General features: G+C 68.0%; 17 protein-coding genes. 8 read left to right on the forward strand and 9 right to left on the reverse strand.

Translation table 11 applies throughout. The features are described 5' to 3' along the window. The first annotated feature begins 9 nt into the window (after positions 1-9). The 5 genes from ACGRVM_RS05860 (at position 10) to ACGRVM_RS05880 (ending at position 5,875) form a co-directional block, all read left to right on the forward strand. Positions 10-696, forward strand: a complete 687-nt coding sequence (locus tag ACGRVM_RS05860) for a glutathione S-transferase family protein (protein ID WP_377167675.1) — start codon at positions 10-12, stop codon at positions 694-696. Between the two features lie 104 nt (positions 697-800). Then, positions 801-2,483, forward strand: a complete 1,683-nt coding sequence (locus tag ACGRVM_RS05865; protein WP_377167672.1) for an ABC transporter substrate-binding protein — start codon at positions 801-803, stop codon at positions 2,481-2,483. 58 nt (positions 2,484-2,541) lie between these two features. Beyond that, positions 2,542-3,765 (forward strand): multidrug effflux MFS transporter, encoded by a 1,224-nt coding sequence (locus ACGRVM_RS05870; protein ID WP_377167669.1) that lies wholly within the window; start codon positions 2,542-2,544, stop codon positions 3,763-3,765. A 42-nt stretch (positions 3,766-3,807) separates the two neighbouring features. Further along, positions 3,808-5,100, forward strand: a complete 1,293-nt coding sequence (serS, locus tag ACGRVM_RS05875) for a serine--tRNA ligase (RefSeq protein ID WP_377167666.1) — start codon at positions 3,808-3,810, stop codon at positions 5,098-5,100. Positions 5,101-5,170: 70 nt separating this feature from the next. Further along, entirely contained in the window at positions 5,171-5,875 is a 705-nt protein-coding gene (locus ACGRVM_RS05880) for a V-type ATP synthase subunit I (RefSeq protein WP_377167663.1), read from the forward strand. A gap of 15 nt (positions 5,876-5,890) precedes the next feature. Here ACGRVM_RS05880 and der read toward each other — a convergent pair whose 3' ends face one another. From der to ACGRVM_RS05895, 3 genes are all read right to left on the reverse strand, one after another. Continuing rightward, positions 5,891-7,345, reverse strand: a complete 1,455-nt coding sequence (gene der, locus ACGRVM_RS05885) for a ribosome biogenesis GTPase Der (protein ID WP_377167660.1) — start codon at positions 7,343-7,345, stop codon at positions 5,891-5,893. A gap of 48 nt (positions 7,346-7,393) precedes the next feature. Next, positions 7,394-8,752, reverse strand: a complete 1,359-nt coding sequence (locus tag ACGRVM_RS05890; protein WP_377167657.1) for a PQQ-like beta-propeller repeat protein — start codon at positions 8,750-8,752, stop codon at positions 7,394-7,396. 80 nt (positions 8,753-8,832) lie between these two features. Next, positions 8,833-9,555: a hypothetical protein gene (locus ACGRVM_RS05895; protein WP_377167655.1), complete on the reverse strand. Its 723-nt coding sequence runs from the start codon at positions 9,553-9,555 to the stop codon at positions 8,833-8,835. 281 nt (positions 9,556-9,836) lie between these two features. Between ACGRVM_RS05895 and ACGRVM_RS05900 the strand changes: the two genes are divergently transcribed. From ACGRVM_RS05900 to ACGRVM_RS05910, 3 genes are all read left to right on the forward strand, one after another. After that, positions 9,837-11,129 carry an efflux RND transporter periplasmic adaptor subunit gene (locus ACGRVM_RS05900; protein WP_377167652.1) on the forward strand — a complete coding sequence of 431 codons (1,293 nt, stop codon included), beginning with the start codon at positions 9,837-9,839 and terminating at the stop codon, positions 11,127-11,129. Beyond that, complete coding sequence (locus ACGRVM_RS05905; protein WP_377167649.1) at positions 11,126-14,938, forward strand: efflux RND transporter permease subunit; 3,813 nt, start codon at positions 11,126-11,128, stop codon at positions 14,936-14,938. The genes ACGRVM_RS05900 and ACGRVM_RS05905 overlap by 4 nt, the downstream gene beginning before the upstream one ends. 209 nt (positions 14,939-15,147) lie before the next feature. After that, complete coding sequence (locus tag ACGRVM_RS05910) at positions 15,148-15,402, forward strand: VPEID-CTERM sorting domain-containing protein (RefSeq protein ID WP_377167646.1); 255 nt, start codon at positions 15,148-15,150, stop codon at positions 15,400-15,402. Between the two features lie 132 nt (positions 15,403-15,534). Here the strand turns inward: ACGRVM_RS05910 and ACGRVM_RS05915 are convergent, their stop codons facing one another. The 6 genes from ACGRVM_RS05915 to ACGRVM_RS05940 all read right to left on the reverse strand — a co-directional run bounded on the left by ACGRVM_RS05915 (position 15,535) and on the right by ACGRVM_RS05940 (position 21,670). Beyond that, a complete protein-coding gene (locus ACGRVM_RS05915) occupies positions 15,535-15,921 on the reverse strand; it encodes a type II toxin-antitoxin system death-on-curing family toxin (RefSeq protein ID WP_377167643.1) in 387 nt (128 codons plus the stop codon). Next, the gene (locus ACGRVM_RS05920; RefSeq protein ID WP_377167640.1) at positions 15,918-16,142 is read right to left on the reverse strand and encodes an AbrB/MazE/SpoVT family DNA-binding domain-containing protein; all 225 of its coding nucleotides are present in this window, start codon (positions 16,140-16,142) and stop codon (positions 15,918-15,920) included. The genes ACGRVM_RS05915 and ACGRVM_RS05920 overlap by 4 nt, the downstream gene beginning before the upstream one ends. Before the next feature lie 110 nt (positions 16,143-16,252). After that, positions 16,253-17,854 carry an exosortase E/protease, VPEID-CTERM system gene (xrtE, locus tag ACGRVM_RS05925; RefSeq protein ID WP_449619166.1) on the reverse strand — a complete coding sequence of 534 codons (1,602 nt, stop codon included), beginning with the start codon at positions 17,852-17,854 and terminating at the stop codon, positions 16,253-16,255. A gap of 104 nt (positions 17,855-17,958) precedes the next feature. Beyond that, a complete protein-coding gene (locus ACGRVM_RS05930) occupies positions 17,959-18,300 on the reverse strand; it encodes a hypothetical protein (protein WP_377167634.1) in 342 nt (113 codons plus the stop codon). Beyond that, positions 18,300-20,129, reverse strand: coding sequence for an ABCB family ABC transporter ATP-binding protein/permease (locus ACGRVM_RS05935; protein WP_377167631.1), 1,830 nt, complete (start codon positions 20,127-20,129; stop codon positions 18,300-18,302). The genes ACGRVM_RS05930 and ACGRVM_RS05935 overlap by 1 nt, the downstream gene beginning before the upstream one ends. Before the next feature lie 146 nt (positions 20,130-20,275). After that, complete coding sequence (locus ACGRVM_RS05940; protein WP_377167628.1) at positions 20,276-21,670, reverse strand: LysM peptidoglycan-binding domain-containing protein; 1,395 nt, start codon at positions 21,668-21,670, stop codon at positions 20,276-20,278. Positions 21,671-21,781: the final 111 nt, after the last annotated feature.

Below are 21,781 nucleotides of genomic sequence, written 5' to 3' on the forward strand. Positions count from 1 at the left end.
ATGCGCGCCATGAGCCTGACCCTGCATTACGCCCCCGACAACGCCTCGCTGATCGTGCGCCTCGCGCTCGAGCATATGGGGCAGGATTACCGCACCTGCCTCGTCGATCGCGCCGCCCGCGCGCAAGAGGGCGCGGCCTACCGCGCGCTCAACCCGCATGGGCTGATCCCGACGCTCGAGACGCCAGACGGGCCGATCTTCGAGACCGCCGCCATCCTTCTGTGGCTGGACGAGCGGTCGCCCGGAACGCTGGGGCCCGAACCCGGCGCGCCGGGCCGGGGGCATCACTTGAAATGGCTCGTCTTCTTGGCCAACACGCTGCACCCCGCCCTGCGGATGAGCTTTTATCCGGACAAGTACTGCCCCGGCCACGAAGCCGCGCTGCGCGCCCATATGCAGGCCGAGACCCGGCGCCATTTCGGCGCTGTCGAGACGGCCGCCAAGGGGCCCTTCTTCGGCGGCGACGCGCCTTCGGCCATCGATTTCTACCTTGGGCCGCTGATCCGCTGGGCCGCGCTCTATCCGCGCGCCCGGCCGGGCGATCTGGATCTCGGCGCGTTTCCGCGCCTCGCCGGGCTTTGCCGCGCGCTCGAGGCGCTGGCGCCCGTACAACGCGTGCTGGCCGCCGAGGGCATGACGCCGAGCGCCTTCACCGCGCCCGAGTTGCCGGTCCCGCCCGAGGGCAGCGCCACCTGACGCGCATGTGAGCCGGGCGCGATTGCATATTGCGCGGGCTTGCGGAACAAATGAAGAGGAGCGCCGCAGCGATATCCGCCGCGGCCCGTTCGGAGAGACACGGGATGAGCCGCAACCGCCGAGATCCGCCCGACTGGCTGCGCCGCCAGGCCGCGCGGCTGCGGCAGCGGCGCGGCGGGCCGGACGAGATCGACCGGCGCGAATTTCTCGCCCTCGCCAGCACCTTCGGAGCGAGTGCCGCGGGGGCCTATGCGATGCTCGGCCTGCCCGCCCCCGCCGCGGCGCAGGAGGCGCTGCCCGAGGCGACGGGGCCGGGCAGCGGGCGGGTGCGCATCCAGATGCTCGTGCGCGAAATCGGCGATCCGCGCACGCTCGACTGGTTTCAGGCGGCGAATTTCACGCGCGGCTGGCTCGAGAACCTCGTGAGCTACGAAAACGACGGCACCTTCCTGCCGCGTCTCCTCGAAGGGTGGCGCATTTCGGACGATGCATCGCATTACCTGCTCGACGTGCGGCGCGGCGTGCGTTGGAACGACGGCACGGAGTTCACCGCCGCCGATGTGGTGCGCAACATCCACCGCTGGTGCGACCGGACCGCGCCGCGCAATTCCATGGCCGGGCGGTTCGATGTCCTGATCGACCCCGAGACGGGCCAGGCCATCGAGGGCGCCGTCGTTCAGACGGGGTCCCACACGGTCGAGCTGCGCCTGCCGCGCCCGGACATCTCGCTCATCGCCGGGATGGCCGATTATCCCGCCGCCATCGTGCCGCCCGGCTTCGATCCGGACACGATGTTCGAAAATCCGGTCGGCACCGGGCCTTACCTGCCCGAACTGCTCGAGCCGGGGCGCCGCGCGGTTCTGGTGCGCAACGACGCGCACGAGTGGTGGAACGCGGGCCAAGGCGCTTGGATGGAGCGGATCGAATTCATCGACACCGGCACCGACCCCCTCGCCGCCTTCGCCGCTGCCGAGGCGGGCGAGATCGACATGACCCATTCGATCGAGGGCACCTATATCGACTATTTCGCGGGGCTGGAGGGCTGGCGCGGGCATGACATCCGCACCGCCGCCACCATCGTGATCCGCCCCAATCAGCTTGCCGAGATAGGCGGGCGCCGCCCCTACGCGGATCTGCGCGTACGCCGCGCGCTTCAGATGGCGATGAGCAACGCCGTGCTTCTGGAGCTCGGACATGCCGACAAGGGCGAAGTGGCCGAGAACCACCATGTCTCGCCGCTCCATCCGTCTTACGCGCCCATGCCCGCCCCCGTCTTCGATCCCGAGCAGGCACGCCAGCTCATGATCCAGGCCGGCATGCAGGATTTCGTGCACGAGCTCGTCTCCATCGACGACAGCTGGCGGCGCAACACGGCGGACACGGCGCAGGCGCTCCTGCTCGATGCCGGGATCAAGGTCGAGCGCCGCATCCTGCCCGGCCCGCTCTACTGGGAGGGCTGGGCCAGCTTCCCCTTCAGCACGACGGACTGGGGCCATCGCCCGCTGGCCGTGCAGACCTATGCGCTGGCCTACCGCTCGGGCGAGCCGTGGAACGAATTCGGCTGGTCCAACCCCGAATTCGACGCGCTTCTGAGCGAGGCGCTGGCGACGCTCGATATCGAGCGGCGGCGCGAGATCATGGCCCGGCTCGAGGCGCTGGTGCGCGAGGACGCGGTGACGGTGCAGCCCTATTGGCGCACGCTCACGAACCACACGCGCGAAGGGCTGCAAGGCGGCGCGCATCACATCGCCTTCGAGATCAGACCCGCCGAATTGCGCTGGACCTGACGCACCCCGGCGCGTAGGTGCGCCTTGCACGCACCCTGCCAAGCCCCGGATATCGTCCATGCCCCGCCCGACCACGCCGCTGCCGCTGACCGAATTCGTCATCATGCTCGCGATGATGATCTCGATCGTCGCGCTTTCGACGGATCTCATGCTGCCGGGCCTCGATGTGATCGGGCATGATCTGGGCGTAGACGATGCGAACGACACGCAACTCATCGTCTCGTCGCTCTTTCTGGGCTTCGCGGTGGGGCAGGCGCTGGCGGGGCCGCTGTCGGACAGTTTCGGGCGCAAGCCGGTGATCTACGCGGGCTACGCGCTCTTCATCCTCGGCTGCGTGCTGTCGCTGACCGCCACGAGCTGGGAAGCGATGATCGCGGGCCGCGTTCTTCAGGGCCTCGGCGCGGCAAGCCCGCGCATCGTGTCCCTGGCGCTCGTGCGCGACGGCTACGAGGGGCGCAGCATGGCGCGCATCATGTCCATCGTGATGGCCGTCTTCGTGCTTGTGCCTACCATCGCGCCCGCCCTCGGCCAAGGCGTGATCTGGCTCGCCGGGTGGCGCGCGACATTCCTCGTGCTGATCGTCATGGCGGCGCTCGCGGGCACATGGTTCGCGCTGCGCCAGCCCGAGACGCTGCCCGCGCATGAGCGCCGCCCCTTTTCGGCCCGCGCCATCGGGCGCGGCATCGCCGAGATCGCCCGGAGCCGCGTGGCGATGGGCAGCACGGTCGCGCTCGGGATGATCTTCGGCGCGTTTCTCGCCTATCTGAGCACCGCGCAGCAGGTCTATGAGGGCGTCTATGACGCAGGCGCGCTGTTCGCGCTTTATTTCGGCATGGCGGCGCTGTCGATCGGGGCGGCGGCGGTCGTCAATTCGATGCTGGTGATGCGGCTCGGCATGCGGTTCCTGACACGCCTCGCGCTGATCGGGCTCATCGCACTCGCCGCGCTCTTCGCCGTGCCGGCGCTGGCCATGGGCGGGGTGCCGCCGCTCGCGCTCTTCATCGGATGGCTCATCGCCTCCTTCTTCTGCGTGGGGCTGCTCTTCGGCAATCTCAACGCCATCGCGATGGAGCCGCTGGGCCATATGGCGGGCCTCGGTGCCGCGCTGATCGGCTCGCTCTCGAACTTCATCGCGCTGCCGATCTCCTATCTCATCGGGCACGCCTTCAACGGCACGGTGCTGCCGATGCTGACCGGTTTCGGCGTGGTCGGCTGTCTCGCGCTCGGCGTGTTTCTCTGGGCCGAGCGCGGCACTACACCCGCGCCGCAAACTGGTGCATAACGCGGGCAAGCATTCGATTCATCGCCCCAAAGAGGTCCAGCCATGCACGACATCCGCGCGATCCGCGAGAACCCCGACGCCTTCGACGCCGCGCTGACGCGGCGCGGGGGGGATGGCGCATCGAAAGCCATCCTCGCGCTTGACGAGGCGCGCCGTGCCAAGATTTCCGCCGCCGAGACCGCACAGGCCGAGCAAAACAAGGCCAGCAAGGAAGTGGGCGCCGCCAAGGCCAAGGGCGACGAGGCCGAATTCGAGCGCCTGCGCGCCCTGGTGGGCGAGAAGAAGGCGGAGGTCGCGCAGATGCAGACCGAGGCCAAGGAACTCGACGCCGAGTTGACCGCGATGCTGATGGAGCTGCCGAACCTTCCGTTCGAGGACGTGCCGGATGGCGCAAACGAGGCGGACAATGTCGAGCTGCGCCGCTGGGGCACGCCGCCCAGCTTCGATTTCACCCCGCGCGAGCATTACGAGCTGGACGGCGTCGTCCCCGGCATGGATTTCGAGATGGGCGCGAAACTGAGCGGCACGCGCTTCGTCGTGCTGTCGGGCGCCGTCGCGCGCATCCACCGGGCGCTGGCGCAATTCATGCTCGACACGCATGTCGACGAGAATGGTCTGAGCGAGACATGGACGCCCGTTCTCGTACGCGAGGAAATGATGTACGGCACCGGGCAATTGCCGAAATTCGGCGAGGACAGCTACCGGACGACCGATGGCTGGTGGCTGGTGCCGACAGCCGAGGTGACGCTGACCAACACCGTCAACGACGAGGTGGTGGACGAAGCGAGCCTGCCCCGCCGCATGGTCGCGCATACGCAATGCTTCCGCTCCGAGGCCGGATCGGCGGGGCGCGATACATCGGGCATGCTGCGCCAGCACCAGTTCGAGAAGGTCGAGATGGTCTCGATCACCCATCCGGACGCGAGCCGTGACGAGCTCGACCGCATGACCGGCTGCGCCGAGGGCATTCTCGAGAAGCTGGGCCTGCCCTACCGCACCATCGTCCTTTGCACGGGCGATATGGGCTTTGGCGCGCGGCGCACGCATGATATCGAGGTGTGGCTGCCCGGTCAGGACACGTACCGCGAGATCAGCTCGGTCTCCGTCTGCGGCGATTTTCAGGCGCGGCGCATGAACGCGCGGTTCAAGCCCGCCGATGGCGGCAAGCCGCAATTCGTGCATACGCTGAACGGCTCGGGCCTCGCCGTGGGGCGCTGCCTGATCGCGGTGCTCGAGAACGGACAGCAGAAGGACGGCGCGGTGCGCCTGCCCGAGGTGCTGCATCCCTATCTGGGCGGAAAATCGGTGCTGAGCGCCGAGGGCCGTCTGGTCTGACACCGATCGGGAACCGCGCGATGCCGCGCGCGGTTTCCATCATCCCCTGCCCGTCCCCGAGGTGAGCCCCATGCCGATCCTTGTTCTTCTCGCCGCCATCGCCTTCGCGCTCTCCCCGCTTCTGGCCCCGGATTTCGGCGGCTTCGATGCGAGCCAATTTCCCATTCCGCAAGAGAATCCGCCGGTGCAGCCGGCGGGCTATGCCTTCGCGATCTGGGGTCTGATCTACGGCGCGCTGATCCTCGGAGCCATCTACGGGCTCTGGCAGCGGCGCGATGATGCAAACTGGCAGGCGATGCGCCTGCCGCTGATCCTGTCACTCGCCGTGGGCGCGACGTGGCTTCCCATCGCCGTGACGAGCGCCGTCTGGGCGACAGTCCTGATCTGGGTGATGTGGGGCTTCGCGGTCTGGGCGGTGCTGGAATCGCCGCATGGACAGGGCCGGGACGCGTGGCTGGGCCGCGCGCCGGTCGCGCTCTATGCCGGATGGCTCACGGCGGCCTCCTGCGTCTCGCTCGGTCTCATGGCGGCAGGCTACGGGCTGATGGGCGATACGTTGGCGGCGATCCTCGCACTCCTGATCGCGCTCGGACTGGCGGTGGGCGTCGCACGGCGCCGGCCCGACGCGTTCGGCTATCTCGCCGGCGTGATCTGGGCCCTCATCGGAGTCTGCGTGCAGAACGCGCAGGGCGGCTCGATGTCGGTTCTGATCCTCGCCGCCGTGGGCGCGGCGGGCCTCATCGCGCTCGGCGGCAGCAATATCAGCCGAACCTGAGCGTCGCCGGGCGGCCTAGCTGCCCGGCTTGCCCAGATGTTTACGCAAGGCCGACGGACCGGCCTTCTTCTTGGCCTTGTAGGGGTTCTTGTCGTTCTGGCTGCGCATATGCAGCCGGATGGGCGTGCCCGGCATGTCGAAATCGACGCGCAGGCCATTGACCAGATAGCGCGAATAGGCTTCGGGCAGCTTGTCGGGATGGCTGCACATCACGACGAAGCCCGGGGGCCGCGTCTTGGCCTGCGTCATGTAGCGCAGCTTGATCCGCTTGCCGCCCGGCGCGGGGGGTGGGTGCTGCTCGAGCATGCCTGTCAGCCAGCGGTTGAGCTGCGCGGTGCTCACGCGGCGGTTCCAGACGTCATGCGCCTTCTCGACGGCGGCGCGCAGCCGGTCGAGACCCTTGCCCGTCTTGGCCGAGACCGTGACCATCGGCGCGCCGCGCAGCTGCGGCAAAAGACGCTCGAACGCTTCGCGCAGATCGCGCAATTTCTGCTGCTTTTCCGGCTCGACGTCCCATTTGTTCACGGCGACGACCACCGCGCGGCCCTCGCGCTCGGCCAGGTCGGCGATGCGCAGATCCTGCTGCTCAAAGGGAATGGCGGCATCCAGAAGCACGATCACCACCTCGGCGAATTTCACCGCGCGCAGACCATCGCCCACGCTCAGCTTTTCCAGCTTTTCCTGCACGCGGGCCTTCTTGCGCATGCCCGCCGTGTCGAAGATGCGGGTATGGAGCCCGTCCCATTCGATCTGAAGCGAGATGGCATCGCGCGTAATCCCGGCTTCGGGGCCGGTCAGCAGGCGCTCTTCTCCCAAGATCTTGTTGATGAGCGTCGATTTCCCGGCGTTGGGGCGGCCCACCACGGCGATCTGCAACGGCTTCTTGGCGGTCGGCACGCGGGGCGCATCGACATCGCCCTCGTCATCGACCGCGACGTCGGTTTCGGGCGCCTCGGCCTCGGCGCGCTCGGCGAAGCCGTCGGCAAGAGGCATCAGCATCGAATAGAGATCGTTCAGCCCCTCGCCATGCTCGGCAGAGAGGCGAATGGGCTCGCCCAGCCCCAGCCCGTAAGCCTCGATCACGCCGCCATCGGCGGCGGCGCCCTCGGCCTTGTTGGCGGCGAGGATGACGTGCTTGGCGCGCTTGCGCAGGATTTCGGCGAAAACCTCGTCCGTGGGGGTGATGCCGGTGCGCGCATCGACCATGAAAAGGCAGATATCGGCCATGTCGACCGCGCGCTCGGTCAGCTTGCGCATCCGCCCCTGAAGCGATTCGTCCGTGGCCTCCTCGAGGCCCGCCGTGTCGATCACGGTAAAGCGCAGATCGCCGAGACGCGCCGCGCCCTCGCGCAGGTCGCGCGTCACGCCCGGCTGGTCGTCGACGAGGGCCAGACGCTTGCCGACGAGGCGATTGAACAGCGTGGATTTGCCCACGTTGGGGCGCCCCACGATGGCGAGGCTGAAAGTCATATCGATGCTCCGAGGCGGATCAAGCCGCCCTCTTAGTGCAGAATGGCGTCAGCGGAAAGCGTGCAGTTGCCCGTTCGTGCCCACGACATAGAGCACCCCGCCCGCGACGACGGGATTGCTCGTCGCGCCGCCGGGAACCTCGACGCTGCCGCGCAGCGCGCCGTTCACCGGATCGAAGAAACGCAGCAGTCCGTCATTCGACGCCACGACAAGCTGGCCCCCCGCCATGATCGGGCCGTAATGGGCAAAGACCTCGGCCTGACGCTTGGGCTTCGACTTGACGAACAAAGGCAGTTTCGTACCCCAGACGCGGCTGCCGTCCTCGGCGGAAAGGCGCACCAACTCGTTCTTGTCCGATACGAGATAGACCGAGTCGGCCGTCGGCCAGACAGGGCTCATCGGGCCTTCGTTGGCCGTCCAGATGCGCGCGCCGTTGGCGATGCTCAGCGCCGCCATCCGGCCCGACTGGTTGCCGACATAGACGCGGTCCCCATAGATCACCGGATCGCCCGTGATGTCGGTCACCTGGCTCTGCGCGAGCCCGTCGCGCTGACCTGCGATGATCGCATCCCAAAGGCGCAGACCGCCCTTGCGGAAGGCGCCCTGCACCTCGCCCGAGCCGAAGGCGAAGACGGCGTATTTGTCGTCGAGCGCGGGCGCGGGGCCGCCGAGAATGTTGTTGATGTTGGGCGCGGCGGTGAGCTGCCACTCGATCCGCCCGGTATCGGTGTCGAGCGCCCAGGCCGTGCCGTCACCCGCGACCACATAGACGAGCTTGCCCAGCACGGCGGGCGAGGCCGTCGCCGTCTCGAGCAGCTCCTGCTCCCAAAGGACGGCGCCGGTGGCCGGATCGAGCGCGGTCAGGCGCCCGAAACCCGAAGAGGCGAAGAGCTTGCCGTCGCCGAAGGCAAGGCCCCCGCCGCTCCCCTCGCCGGGCGAATCGAAGGCCGGAACCAGGCTGGCGGTCCAGAGCGTCGCGCCCGCCGTGGAGGTGGCGCTGACCATCGCTGCGGCATCCATCGCGAAGACGCGCCCGCCCGCGACCACGGGATCGGCGGTGATGCGGCGGCGCGCGCCGTCGCCCGCGCCGATATTGGCCGACCACGCAAGGCGCGGCGCGGCGGAGAGGGCGGGATGCGCGGGGCGCGTCGCGGGCGAGCCGATGCGCTGCGTCCATTCGGCATTGGCGCGCGGCGCGGGCAGGCTGACCGCAGCCGCGCGGTTAGGACCTGCGGCACCGACGACTTCGGATTGCGCCGCCTCGGCCTGATCGGTCTTGAGAACCTCGCGCAGCCCCTCGCGCTTGCCCGGCAGAATGGGATCGGGCTCCGAGCAGGCGGCGACCAGCGTGAGCACGGTCAGCCAGCCGAGGGTTCTGGTTTTTCTTGTCAGCGCCTGCATTCCCATCGTCCCCGTTCTGCGGTCTTTCCTGCGGTCTGGGGCCTCGCAGCCCGAGGCCGGATCGGTGGGCCGACCGGCCCCGCCGCTTATTCGCTCGGTGCGGCCTCCGCCGCGCCCTCCTCGGCGGCCGCGCCGGGCGCGCTGGCCTCGGCATTGCCGGGCACCACAGGCTCGCCGCCCAGCGCCACAATCACTTGTGTCGCACGGCGACGCAAGCCCGGCGTCGCGCCCGCATCGGCGGAAATCGCGTTGAGACGCTCGATCGCGGCGGCATCGTTCCCGGCCTCGATGTCGAGATAGGCAAGCTGCTCCTCGGCCAGCATGCGGATCACGCCTTCGCCGAGCGACAGATCCTCGAGCCGCGCGCGGCGCGCCTCGTCCTCCATGCCGCCCTCGGGGATCATCACCGCCTTGAGCGTCGCGATCTGCCGGTAGATCAGCGGAATATCCGTCATCTGAGCGACGGACATCAGCCGCTCGGCCGCACCCGCCGGATCGCTTTCCAACGCCTCGGCGGCGGCCATCATCTGAAGGATCGCGGCACTGCCCGGCCCGGCGGGATCGACCGCCGCCAGCGCGTCGACGCGCGCGCTCCGGTCCTCGGTCTCGAGCGCGGCGAGCATCGCGTCGCCCAGCGCCTCGGCCTCGGCGCGCTCCTGCGCCTTGCGCCACTCGTTATAGGCCGCGCCGCCCACCAGCAGAAGAACGGCGAGGATCGCGATCCAGCCGTAGCGGCGCATCAGGGCGAAGAGACGGTCGCGGCGGACCTCCTCGCTCACCTCTTCGATGAAACTGTCATTATTGCTCACGAGAAGGGCGCCTGCCTTGCCTTGCTGGAATTCGCCCCCTCCTTAGCCAATCCTTGCGCGCGTGCCAAGGGCCGCGGGGGCGGCGCTCCGCCCGCCGCGTGCGCGTGGCCTTTCGGCGGCGCAGTGCCGGAAAACCGGGGCGCGGCGCAGAAAAATAATCTGAACTCTCCAGTTTAGCGTATACATCCCGAAAAGCGTGCCCATATGGGCCGCAGGAAGATCGTCATGACGCCGCGCGCCTTTTGGTGTAAGAGCGCGCAAGACCGCTTGAGGGGATAGGCATGAGACTGTTTTCGATCCTGGCCGCGATCATCGCCGCCATCGCGATCTACGCCTTCGTGTTCGAGCGCGAGCGGTTCATGGCGACGCTGGCCCCCACCGAGGACGGCGCCGAGATCGCCGAGCAAAGCGCCCCCGAGGCGGCCCAGACCGCCGAGACCGCCACGGGCGAGAATGCGCCCGAGGCCGTGGGCGTCGTCGCCATCCGCAGCGAAGGCCAGATGATCGACAATGCCGTTCTGGTTCGCGGGCAGACCCAGGCCGAGCGTCAGGTCGATGTGCGCGCCGAGACCTCGGGGCGCATCGTCTCCGATCCCCTGCGCAAGGGCGCCTTCGTCGAGGCCGGGCAGCTTCTGTGCCAGCTCGACACCGGCACGCGCGAAGCCGCGCTGGCCGAGGCCGAGGCCCGCCGCGCCGAAGCCGAGACGCGCATTCCCGAGGCCGAGGCCCGGCTGGCAGAAGCCGAGGCGCGTCTTGCCGAGGCCGAGATCAACGACACCGCCGCCTCGCGGCTGAGCGAGAGCGGCTTTGCGTCCGAGACGCGCGTCGCAGGAACACGCGCCGCGCTCAGCTCGGGCAAGGCCGCCGTTCAGGCCGCGAAATCGGGGCTCGACGCCGCGCGCACGGGGATCGAGTCGGCCACCGCCGCCGTGGCTGCCGCCCGCGAGGAGCTTGCACGGCTCGAGATCACCGCGCCTTTCGCGGGCCTTCTGGAATCCGACACCGCCGAGCTCGGGAGCCTTCTGCAGCCCGGATCACTTTGCGCGACGGTAATCCAGCTCGACCCGATCAAGCTAACGGGCTTCGTGCCCGAAACCGAGGTGGACCGCATCGAAACAGGCGCGCGCGCGACCGCGCGCCTCGTGTCGGGCCGCGAGGTCTCGGGCGAGGTCACGTTCCTGTCGCGCTCCGCCGATCCCGAGACGCGCACCTTCCGCGTCGAAGTGTCCGTGCCGAACGAGGATCTGACGCTGCGCGACGGGCAGACCGCCGAGATCGCCATCGCCTCGGAAGGCACAACCGCGCATCTGCTGCCGCAATCGGCGCTGACGCTGAACAATGACGGCCTTCTGGGCGTGCGCACGGTCGAGGGCGAGACCGCGGGCTTCATGCCGGTTGATCTCATCCGCGACACGGCGCGCGGTATCTGGGTCTCCGGCCTGCCGCAGAGCGTGGACGTCATCATCATCGGGCAGGAATACGTCGTCGAGGGCGTGCCGGTGAGCGCGAGCTACCGCGATTTCGACGCGAGCGGCGAAGAGCTGCCGGGCGCCGCATCGGAGGCCATGCAATGACGGGCATCGTCGACTGGGCCGCCGCGCGGGCGCGGATGGTCCTCGCCTTCATCGTGCTCAGCCTTCTCGCGGGTGGCCTCGCCTATACCGGCCTGCCCAAGGAGGGCGAGCCCGATATCGAGATTCCGGCCCTCTTCGTGTCGGTCCCCTTCCCCGGCATCTCCGCCGAGGACAGCGAGAAACTGCTCGTCAAGGTCATGGAGACCGAGCTGAGCGATCTCGACGGGTTGAAGGACATCACCGGCACGGCGGCCGAGAATTTCGCCGGCGTCGCGCTCGAATTCGAGTTCGGCTGGGACAAGACCGCCATCATGGCCGACGTGCGCGACGCGATGAGCGCGGCGGAGGCCAAGTTTCCTTCGGGCGCCGAGAAATACACGCTCAACGAGATCAATTTCAGCGAATTTCCGATCATCGTGGTCAACCTCACCGGCGACGTGCCCGAACGCACGATGGCGCAGGTGGCCGACGATCTCCAGGACCGGCTCGAAGGGCTCGAGCCGGTGCTCGAGGCCGGTATCGCGGGCAAGCGCGACGAGATGGTCGAGGTGGTGATCGACCCCCTGCGCCTTGAATCCTACGATGTGACGGCGGGCGATCTCATCAATGCCGTGAGCAACAACAACCTGCTGATCGCGGCGGGCGAGGTGCGCAGCGAAAGCGGCGCCTTCTCGGTCAAGATTCCCTCCTCCTTCGACGAGACCCGCGATATCTACGAGCTGCCCGTCAAGGTGAACGGCGACCGTGTGGTGACGCTGGGCGATGTCGCACGCATCAGCCTGACCTTCGAAGACCGCATCGGCACCGCGCGCTTCAACGCCGAGAACACGGTCGCGCTTCAGGTGGTCAAGCGGAAGGGCTTCAACATCATCGACACGGCGGACCTCGTGCGCGCCACCGTGGAAGAGGCGAGCGTGGGTTGGCCCGCGGGGCTCAAATCCGCGATCGAGGTGGGCACATCCAACGATCAGTCGCGCATCGTCGACTCGATGGTCAGCCAGCTCGAGGGATCGGTGCTGACCGCCATCGCGCTGGTGATGATCGTGATGCTCGCAACGCTCGGGATCCGTCCCGCGCTCCTCGTGGGATTTGCCATTCCCACGTCATTCCTGCTCTGTTTTGCCCTGATGGGCGTCATGGGCATTACAATTTCGAACATGGTGATGTTCGGTCTCATCCTCGCCGTGGGCATGCTGGTCGATGGCGCGATCGTGGTCGTGGAATATGCCGACCGTCGGATCGAGGAGGGCTCGGGCCCGATGACGGCCTATGTCGAGGCGGCCAAGCGCATGTTCTGGCCCGTCGCCAGCTCGACCGCCACGACGCTTTGCGCCTTCCTGCCGATGCTGTTCTGGCCGGGCGTGCCCGGGCAGTTCATGGGCATGCTGCCCGTCACGCTCATCTTCGTTCTGTCGGCCTCGCTCCTCGTCGCGCTGGTCTATCTGCCGGTCCTCGGCGGCGTCACCGGCCGGGCCGAGAAATGGGTCTCGGCGCGGCTCGCCCAGATCGCGGGTGGCTGGTGGGTCTGGCATCTTGCGCTCTTCCCGGCGGCCGTGCTCGCGGTCATGGCGGCGGGCGCGGGCGTGCCGCAACTGCTCGTGCTGATCCGCACGACCTTCGGCGGGATCGACATGGACGCGATCCTGACCTCTGTCATCCCCTCGCTCGCCACCGCCTTCGTGCTGGGCGCATTCGCCGCGCTCGTCGCGGCAGTGGGCGTCGCGGGCGTCGCGGCGATCCTTCTCGGCCTTGCCGCGCTCGGGCGGCGCATCGGCGCGGGTGCGCGGTCGCTCGGTCACCGCGCGCTGCCCCGGTCCATGCGGAACCGCCCGCGCGCCGTGCGCTCGGGCTATCGGCGCTCGCCCTTCGGCTGGCTGATCCATTCCATCGTCGGCAATCCGGTCATGCCGCTCGTCACCTTCGGCGCGATCTTCGTGATCGTGGGCACGACCCTCATCTTCTACATCCAGAACAACAACGGCACGGAGTTCTTCGTCGAATCCGAGCCGGAGCAGGCCATCGTCTACGTGCGCGCGCGCGGGAACCTCTCGATCGAGCAGAAGGACGAGCTGGTGCGGCAAGTCGAGGATATCGTGCTCGAGCAGCACGGCGTCGCCTCGGCCTTTGCTTTCGCAGGGGATGGCGGCCTGAACAACAACACCGGCGGCGCGACGCCCCCGCTCGACACGATCGGGCAGGTCCAGTTCGAGACGATCCCCTGGGACGAGCGCGGCACCGTGACCGAGCCGTGGCTCTGGGGCCTTTGGGACCGCGAGATCAGCGATCCCGCGATCGACGGCGACGAGATCATTCTCGAGCTGAACGAGAAGCTGGCGCGGATCCCCGGCATCAAGACCGAGATCCTCGGCCAGACGGGTGGCCCGGCCTCGGCCAAGCCGGTGCACCTGCGCCTGACGGGCGAGAATTGGGACGAATTGCGCGCCGCGACCGAAATGGCGCGCGCCAAGTTCGAGGAGACGCGGGGCCTCACGCTGATCGAGGATACGCTGCCGCTGCCCGGCATCGACTGGCAGATCGACGTGGATGTCGAGAAGGCCGGCCGTTTCGGCGCGGATGTGGCCACCGTGGGCGCGATGGTGCAGCTGGTCACGCGCGGCCTGATGCTGGGCGAGATGCGCGTGCCCTCCTCGGACGAGGAGATCGACATCCGCGTGCGTCTGCCCGAGGCCGACCGCGTGCTCAGCACGCTCGACACGCTCAAGGTGCGCACCAACGAGGGTCTGGTCCCCCTGGCCAATTTCATCACCCGCCAGCCGGTGCCCAAGCTGGCGCAGATCGACCGGATCAACCAGAAACGCTATTTCGACGTGAAGGCCGCCGTGGCCGATGGCCTGATGACGCCCGCCGGCGACGGCAGCGGGCGCGAGGTGCCGCTCACCGCGAACGAGCGGATCGAGCGGCTGACGGAATGGCTCGAGTCGGGCGCGTTGCCCGCATCGGTCGGCTATGAATGGACCGGCGACCAGGAGGATCAGGAGGAATCCGGCGCTTTCCTGATGAAGGCCTTCGCGGGCGCTCTCGGCCTCATGTTCATCATCCTGCTGGCGCAGTTCAACAGCGTCTATAATTCCGTGCTGGTGCTTCTGGCGGTCATTCTCAGCACGACCGGCGTGCTTATCGGCATGCTGGTGATGGGGCAGACCTTCTCGATCATCATGACCGGCACGGGCATCGTCGCGCTGGCGGGGATCGTGGTGAACAACAATATCGTGCTGATCGACACCTATCAGGATTTCAGCCGCTACATGCCGCGCACCGAGGCGATCACCCGCACGGCCGAGGCGCGCATCCGCCCCGTTCTGCTGACCACGGTCACGACGATGGCCGGCCTCGCACCGATGATGTTCGGCCTTTCGCTCGATTTCGTGAACGGCGGCTACAGCTTCGACAGCCCCACCGCGCTCTGGTGGAAGCAGTTGGCGACGGCGGTCGTCTTCGGCCTCGGCATCGCGACGGTGCTGACGCTGGTCTTCACGCCCTCGATGCTGGCCCTGCGCGTTTGGCTCGGCACCTATGCGGGCTGGCTGGCGCGGGCGCTCGCCGCGCTCTCGATGGGCCGCGCAAGCCGCGCCGCGCGCGACTGGTCGCTCGAACGCTCGGCCCGCCGCGTCCGCGCGCCCGAGATCATCTGGCAGGACGGCGCGCCGCAGGAGGCGCCCGAAAGCTACATGGAGATCGACGGCGAGGATCTCGAATTGGAAGATCTCAAGCGTATCATCGCCGTGCGAGAGGACGCCGAGGACGACACCGCTCCGCACCCCCAGGGACCGCTGCGCGCCGCCGAGTGATCTTCGGTCCGGCTGCCCCTCGCGATTCGGCGGCGGGCGCGTCGGCGCACCCGACGTCGGGCCGTTATATGCTTATTGTCCGCACTAACGGAACAGTCGGCGCCAGCACGGCCCGCTGTTTCCGAAGCATCTACGCTGCAAAGATAATTGTGGCACGATCATGGCGCCCGCGCTAATGCGGAAAGGGAAAAGAAGCCCGAGGTGTAACGATGACATCCCTGTTCAAAACCCTTCCGGTCTCGGCCGCGATCCTTCTGGCCAGCGCGGCCTCCGCATCGGCGCAGGAGCGCGGATCGTGGTGGAGCAACCTGTGGAACGGCATCTTCACCCAGATCAACTGGAACCATCAAACTCCCGCCCACAACGTGCCCGAGATCGACGCGTCCAGCGGCCTTCTGGCAGGCGCCGCCGTGCTCGCCGCGCTGGCGCTGACATGGGAAATCCGCCGTCGCCGCCGGGGCTGAGCGGTTCATCACGACGGACCGAGGTCAGCCCTGAAGGTCCAATTTCTTACCGCAGGTATTGAAAGCTACGCTGGAGAACCAGCGGGGCTTTGCGGTTGGGGGTCGAACTCTCTAGAAAGAGTATTCGAGCATTCAGATCGGATTCATTCCATCTGAGAGCCACTTGGTGAATTCAGCCTCGCTGACGTGCCCCGAGGCAAGATCCTCCATCATCTTTACACCTTCGACCGGCGGCGGGCGGAAAGAAAATCCGTTGAGCCTTAGAAACGTGAGCGTCGTCACAAAGGCCGTCCGCTTGTTTCCATCCACGAAGGCATGCGCCTTGGAGATGCCGAAGGCATAGGCCGCCGCGATCTCTTCGACGCCAGCGTCTGTATATGCGGCGAGGTTCATGGCCCGGGCGCAGCCCATTTCCAGAAGCGCGCGGTCGCGCATTCCGGACGTGCCGCCATGGCGCGATATCTGTCGATCATGAATAGCAAGGACGGCGGCGAGTGGAACCCAGATCGGCTCCGTCACGCGAGCGCCTGAAGAAGATCGCGGTTCTCATCCATCACGATCTCCGCCGCTGCCAAGGCAGCCGCGACCGCAGGATCGTGTGGCGTGATTTTCAAACTTCCGTCATCGCCGCGCACGACGAAGAGCGTATCGCCCTCCTTGGCATCGAGCATCGTCAGCATTTCGGTCGTCAAGGTCATGACTGCGGAGTTGCCGACCTTACGGATCTTGGTCTCAATCATCTTTTGGCCTCATTGGATATATGTAAGTATATACGGTGGAGTCCGTGAAAAGCAAGCCTTCAACATGTCCGCTCAAACACCGCCCCCTCAATGCGGCCTTTTTCGTCTCCTCAGATCAGCGACCAGTCGCCCTGCCAGAGCGCCGCGAGCGCGATCACGCCATTGGCCGCCGCATGGGCCGCGACCGCATCACCGAGATTGCGGCGGTGCAGATAGATGGCGCAGAAGACGGCGCCCGCCAGCGCCGCCATGCCGAAGCGCCCGTGCAGAAGCGCGAATAGCGCGCTCGAGACGACGATCCCGGCCAAAATCCGGAGCCGATCCCGCCCGCGAGGCCCGGCGATGCGTTGCAGGACATAGCCGCGAAAGAACGCCTCTTCGATGAGCGGGACCAGCAGCACCGTTCCGATCAGCCGCGCCGCGATCCAACCGGCCAAGGCCGCGCCCGCGAGCGCGGGCCCGCCCCCACCGCCCTCGGCCATCGCAATCCAGAGCGCGCCCACGCCGAGGCCCGCCAGCACGCTCAGCACCGAGGGCCGGCCCAGCATGCCCAGAAGCGGCACGCGCACATACCAGAGCGCCCCGGCCATAATCGCGGCCTGCGCCGGATAAGCGAGCGCCGGATCTTGCCAGAAGGTCTGTGCGACGACGCCCGAGACCATGAAGGCAATGAAAGGCAGAATGAGCGCCGCCACGCTATCGCGGCTGAGGCTCGTTGCGGCGGCGGCGGCTTGGGGCGCGCGGTGCAGCCATGCGAGCCGCGAGGCCAGCACCAGCACGAGAAGCGCGAGCGCCATGAAGAAGAGCCAGCCCGCGAAGCTGTGAAAACCGCCGACCGCAAGTTCGGGCGAGACATGCGCGCCGATCCAGATCAGAACCGCGATGCGCAGCACGTTCAGCAACCACGACAGCAGCAGCGCGGCGGGCCACAGACCACCCCAGAAGCGCCCCAACAGCAGGCTCCCGCGAAAGAGCCACGCGTAAAGCGCGAGAAACGCCGTCGTCAGCGCGAAGCCTTCGACGCCCGAGCAGCTATCGGCGATGGCCACGACGAAGCCGTCGACGCCGAGAACCTGCGCCGCCGGATCGCCCATCGGCGCTTCGCCGATCAGCCAAAGAAGAACGGCGACGCCCGCGAAGGTCGCCTCGGTCAGCCGCTGCCAATACCAGAGCGGCCCCGCAGCCTCCGCCAGCATCGGCAAAAGGGCGGCGCCAAATACGAGAGCGCCCAGCACCCCGATCCGGCCCCGAACCCAAGCCGCCCATGCGGCAGGCGGCGCGAGCCAGAACAGCCCGCCGAGAGTCGCCAGAGCGCCGCCCAAGGCAAGAAGCGCGAAGACCGCACCGAAGGCGGCGTTGAGCCCCGCGACCGGGATCGCCACCAACGGCGCGAGCATCAGCGCCGCCCCAGACAGATGGACTGCGCGCCAAAAGGCGCTGCGCTCGGTGCGTTGCAGGGCGCCGAGAAGCGCGTGCCGCGCGGCCGCGCTGGCCCAGAGATAGATGCCGAAGAGCGCGGCAAAGCACATCGCGGCGACGGCGATGCCCCGCAGCCCCCGGCAGGCGCCAGCCATGTCCGTCAGGCGACATTCGATCGGCGTGCCGAGTTGGAAAAGAAGCGCGACGCCGACAAGCTCGGCCAGAAGCAGCGCGGGGATGAGAACCGCGCGCAAGGGCAAGGGCGGCGCCTCGATCTGCGCAGGGTCGGCCATCGTCTTTGCGGTCTCGTCGGACATGCCAAGACGCATGCCGCCCCCGCCCGGCCAATTCAAGGCGTCCGCGCGAAAAATCCGGGGCGCGCCGGGTCGGCACGGGATCAGAGGCCCTTGGCCTGCTCCTCTTCGGGGAGCGCCGCCCACCACTCGGCATAGCTCGAGTTCTTGGGGTGGAGCCCGCCCTCGTCGGGCGCGCCATCCTCCCACCAGACCGGCCCGCGCTCGCCCAGCCTGCGCTTGGCCGCATCGACCTGGGCGCGCGCCTCGGCTTCGGCCTCCGCATCGTCGCCAGCCAGTTGCACGGCGCGCCGGCCCTGCATGAGCGCCTTCACCGCCGCGCGGCGCTCGGTGTCGGTCAGCGACGGATCGGTAGAGCGCCAGAGCCGTCCGCGCGAGACGAAGTAGCGGCCATCGGGCGTTCTGGGGTAGTCCTTCTTCGGCATCAGGCGGCCTCGTCCGATTGCTGGCGCTGCCAGAGGCCGGCATAGCGCCCGTCCTTCTCCAGAAGCTCGGCATGGCTGCCCTGCTCGACGATGCGCCCGTCGTCGAGCACGACGATCCGGTCGGCATCGGCCACGGTGCTCAGCCGGTGCGCGATGATGAGGACCGTGCGCCCTTCGGAGGCACGCGCGAGCGCGCCCTGGATGTCGCGCTCGGTCGCGGTGTCGAGCGCGCTCGTCGCCTCGTCGAGCAGAAGGATCGGCGGGTTCTTCAGAAGCGTGCGGGCGATGCCGACGCGCTGCTTCTCGCCGCCCGAAAGCTTCAGACCGCGCTCGCCCACGGTCGTGTCGTAGCCATCGGGCAAGGAGACGATGAAATCATGGATCGACGCGGCCTTGGCGGCCTCGATCACCTCGTCCTGCGTGGCGCCGCCGCGCCCATAGGCAATATTGTAGCCGATCGTATCGTTGAAGAGCACGGTATCCTGCGGCACGACGCCGATCGCGTCGTGCAGGCTGCGCTGCGTCACGCCTCGGATGTCCTGCCCGTCGATGCAAAGCGCGCCCGCGCTCACATCGTAGAAGCGGAAGAGAAGCCGGCCGATGGTGGATTTGCCCGAGCCGGTAGGCCCGACGATGGCGACGGTTTCGCCCGGCTCGGCGGTGAGGGTGATGCCCTTGAGAATCTCGCGCACCGGATCATAGCCGAAATGCACGTCCCGCAGCTCGATCCGCCCGCCCGATACCTCGAGCGGTCTGGCATCCTCCGCCTCGGTCACATCCGGCGCCTGATCCAAGAGGCCGAACATCTCGCCCATATCGACCAGCGCCTGCCGGATCTCGCGGTAGACCGTGCCGAGGAAGTTGAGCGGCATGGTGATCTGGATCATGTAGGCGTTCACCATGACGAAATCGCCCACCGTCAGCGTGCCGTTCTGCACGCCGATGGCCGCCATGACCATGACGATGACCAGCCCCGCCGTGATGAGAAAGGCCTGACCGAAGTTCAGGAAGGAGAGCGAGTAGGAGGTGAGGATCGCCGAACGCTCGTAGCCTTCCATTGCGCGGTCATAGCGCGCGGCCTCGCGGTCCTCGGCGCCGAAATACTTGACCGTCTCGTAGTTCAGAAGGCTGTCGATGGCCTTCTGGTTGGCATCCGTATCCTGATCGTTCATCTCGCGGCGCAGCTTCACGCGCCATTCGGTCACCTTGAAGGTGAAGGCGACATAGAGCGCGATCACCACGACGACCACCACGAGATACCAGAAGTCGAACGCGGCCCAGAGCACGATGCCGACGAGGAAAAGCTCCAGGATGAGCGGGAAGATCGAGAAGATGAGGAAGCGCAGGAGGAAATCGACGCCCTTCACGCCCCGCTCGATGATCCGGCTGAGGCCGCCCGTCTTGCGGCTGATGTGATAGCGCATCGACATGCGGTGAATGTGCCGGAAGGTGCGCAGCGCGACCTTGCGCAGCGCCCGCTGGCCCACCGGAGCGAAAAGCGCGTCGCGGAGCTGTTGCAGGCCGGTATTCATCAGCCGCGCCACGCCGTAGGCCACGGTGAGCCCGATAGCGCCCGCGCCCAGTGTCCAGGCCGGATCGGTGCCCTCGCCCGAGAGCATGTCGACCGCCGCCTTGTAGAAGAACGGCGTGCCGACGGCGATCAGCTTGGCCGCGACGAGCGCGACGAGCGCAAGAACGACGCGCCGCTTAACCCAGCCACCATCCTCGCGCGGCCAGATGTAAGGCGCGACCCGGATGATCGTGGCCCAGCCGGACGCCTCGCCCGTGGCGGTCGGCTCGGTCCGGGATGTCGGCGGGGTCTGGCGCATGAGGGCCTCTTGGCTGTGGCTTGCGGTCGGCGGAGTGTCACATCTAGGCCGCTGCGGCGCGAAGTTCCAGCCATGAGCGTCCCCGCGCACCCGGTATGCGCCGGGTGCAAGCGCGCCGGCGGAGGGATCGCAAGACGGCGGATAGGCTATTCGGGAAGCTCGAAGACCTGGCCGGGATAGATGAGGTCGGGGTCCCGGATGCGGTCGGCATTCGCCTCGAAGACGCGCAGGTAGAGAATGCCCTCGCCGTAGGTGTCGCGCGAGATGGCCCAGAGCGTATTGCCCGGCTGCACGGTGACGGCGCGGATCGCGGCAGGACCGGACTGGGGTTCGGTGGCGCTGGTCGCGGCGGCAGGCTCGGGCTGCGCAGTCTCTTCGGCGAGATCCGCCAGAAGCGCACGGTCCTCACGCTTGAAGGGCGTCTCGACTCGGCTGGTGACGACGCCTTCGGCGCTCACCTCGTCGATGCGCAGCGTGTAGATGCCGGTATCGACCTTGGGCAGGCTGGTGCGCCAAGTGCCGTCCTCGAAGATGCGCGAGGTGGTGACGGGCGTATTGTCGAGATAGACGCGCACGAAACCTTGGCCCGACGCACGGCCCGAAAGCTCCACATCGCCCGCATCCGAATAGCTGATCGCATCGAGCGCGACGCTCGACATGACTTCGGGCGCGCGCTCATTAGGCTCGGGCGCCTGGATCACGCGCACCCCTTCCGCATCGCTCATCAGAACGGCGGGGCTCGCGGCGGCGGGCGCGGCGCCCGTTTCGGGAGCGGCGGCGCCCTCTGGCGCGTCCCCGGTGCCTGCGGGCAAGGCCGCGTCCTGCGAGAGCGCGGCCAGAGCGGGCGCGCTGCGATCCTCGTCGGAGAGGGGCGGCGCGGCGGCTTCCGTTGCAGCCAGCCCATCGCTGCTCAGCGCGATCTCAGGGGCGGGCTGGGTCTCCGCTTCGGCTTCCGGCGCGGCTTCTTCTTCGGCTTCCGGCTCGGCCTCGGCCTCGGCCACTTGGCGCGGCGACGGCGCGATGAGGATCTCGCCCGCGCCCGCGATGTCGCCCTCGCCCTCTGGACCGCTCATGCGCAGCGTCAGCACGCGCGGCGCGTCGCTCGGCGCGATCTCGGCGAATTCGGCGAAGGCCCCGTCACCCGAGGGCGCGACGCTGGCGATCGCTTCGCCGTCGAGCAGAAGCGTCACCTGCCAGCCCGCCGCCGCGCGTCCGGCGATCAGCGCGGTGCCATCCGGCTCGAGGCGGAAGACGTCGATGCGGGGGGCCGGCGGCGGCGCGGGGGCGGCCTCAGCGGAGGGCGCGGCCTCCGGCGAGGCGATTTCAGCGGGCACCTCGGCCTCCAACTCCGCAGTGGCGGGCGCCTCGGCCTCGGGCGCGATGGCCGCGGTTTGTTCGGGCATGTCGGAGGCGGCGGCGTCCGCCTGGTCCTTCGCCGGGCCGAACGCACCCGCTGCGTAAAGCGTGGCGAGCGCCCCGACGAGGACGGCCGCGCCGACGCCGATGAGGACGCCGGGGCGTGTGCTTGCACCGATGCTCATGTCCGAGGCCCCTTCCAAACGCGCCTTTTCGTATCGTCCCGCACCGTCCCGCGCGGGTTGCTCCAGCCTAGCGAGATGGCATAGTTGCGTCAAAACACTCCTGCGCGAAAG

It is taken from the genome of Roseovarius aquimarinus, from assembly GCF_043661195.1.
GTDB classification, from domain to species: Bacteria; Pseudomonadota; Alphaproteobacteria; order Rhodobacterales; family Rhodobacteraceae; genus Roseovarius; species Roseovarius aquimarinus.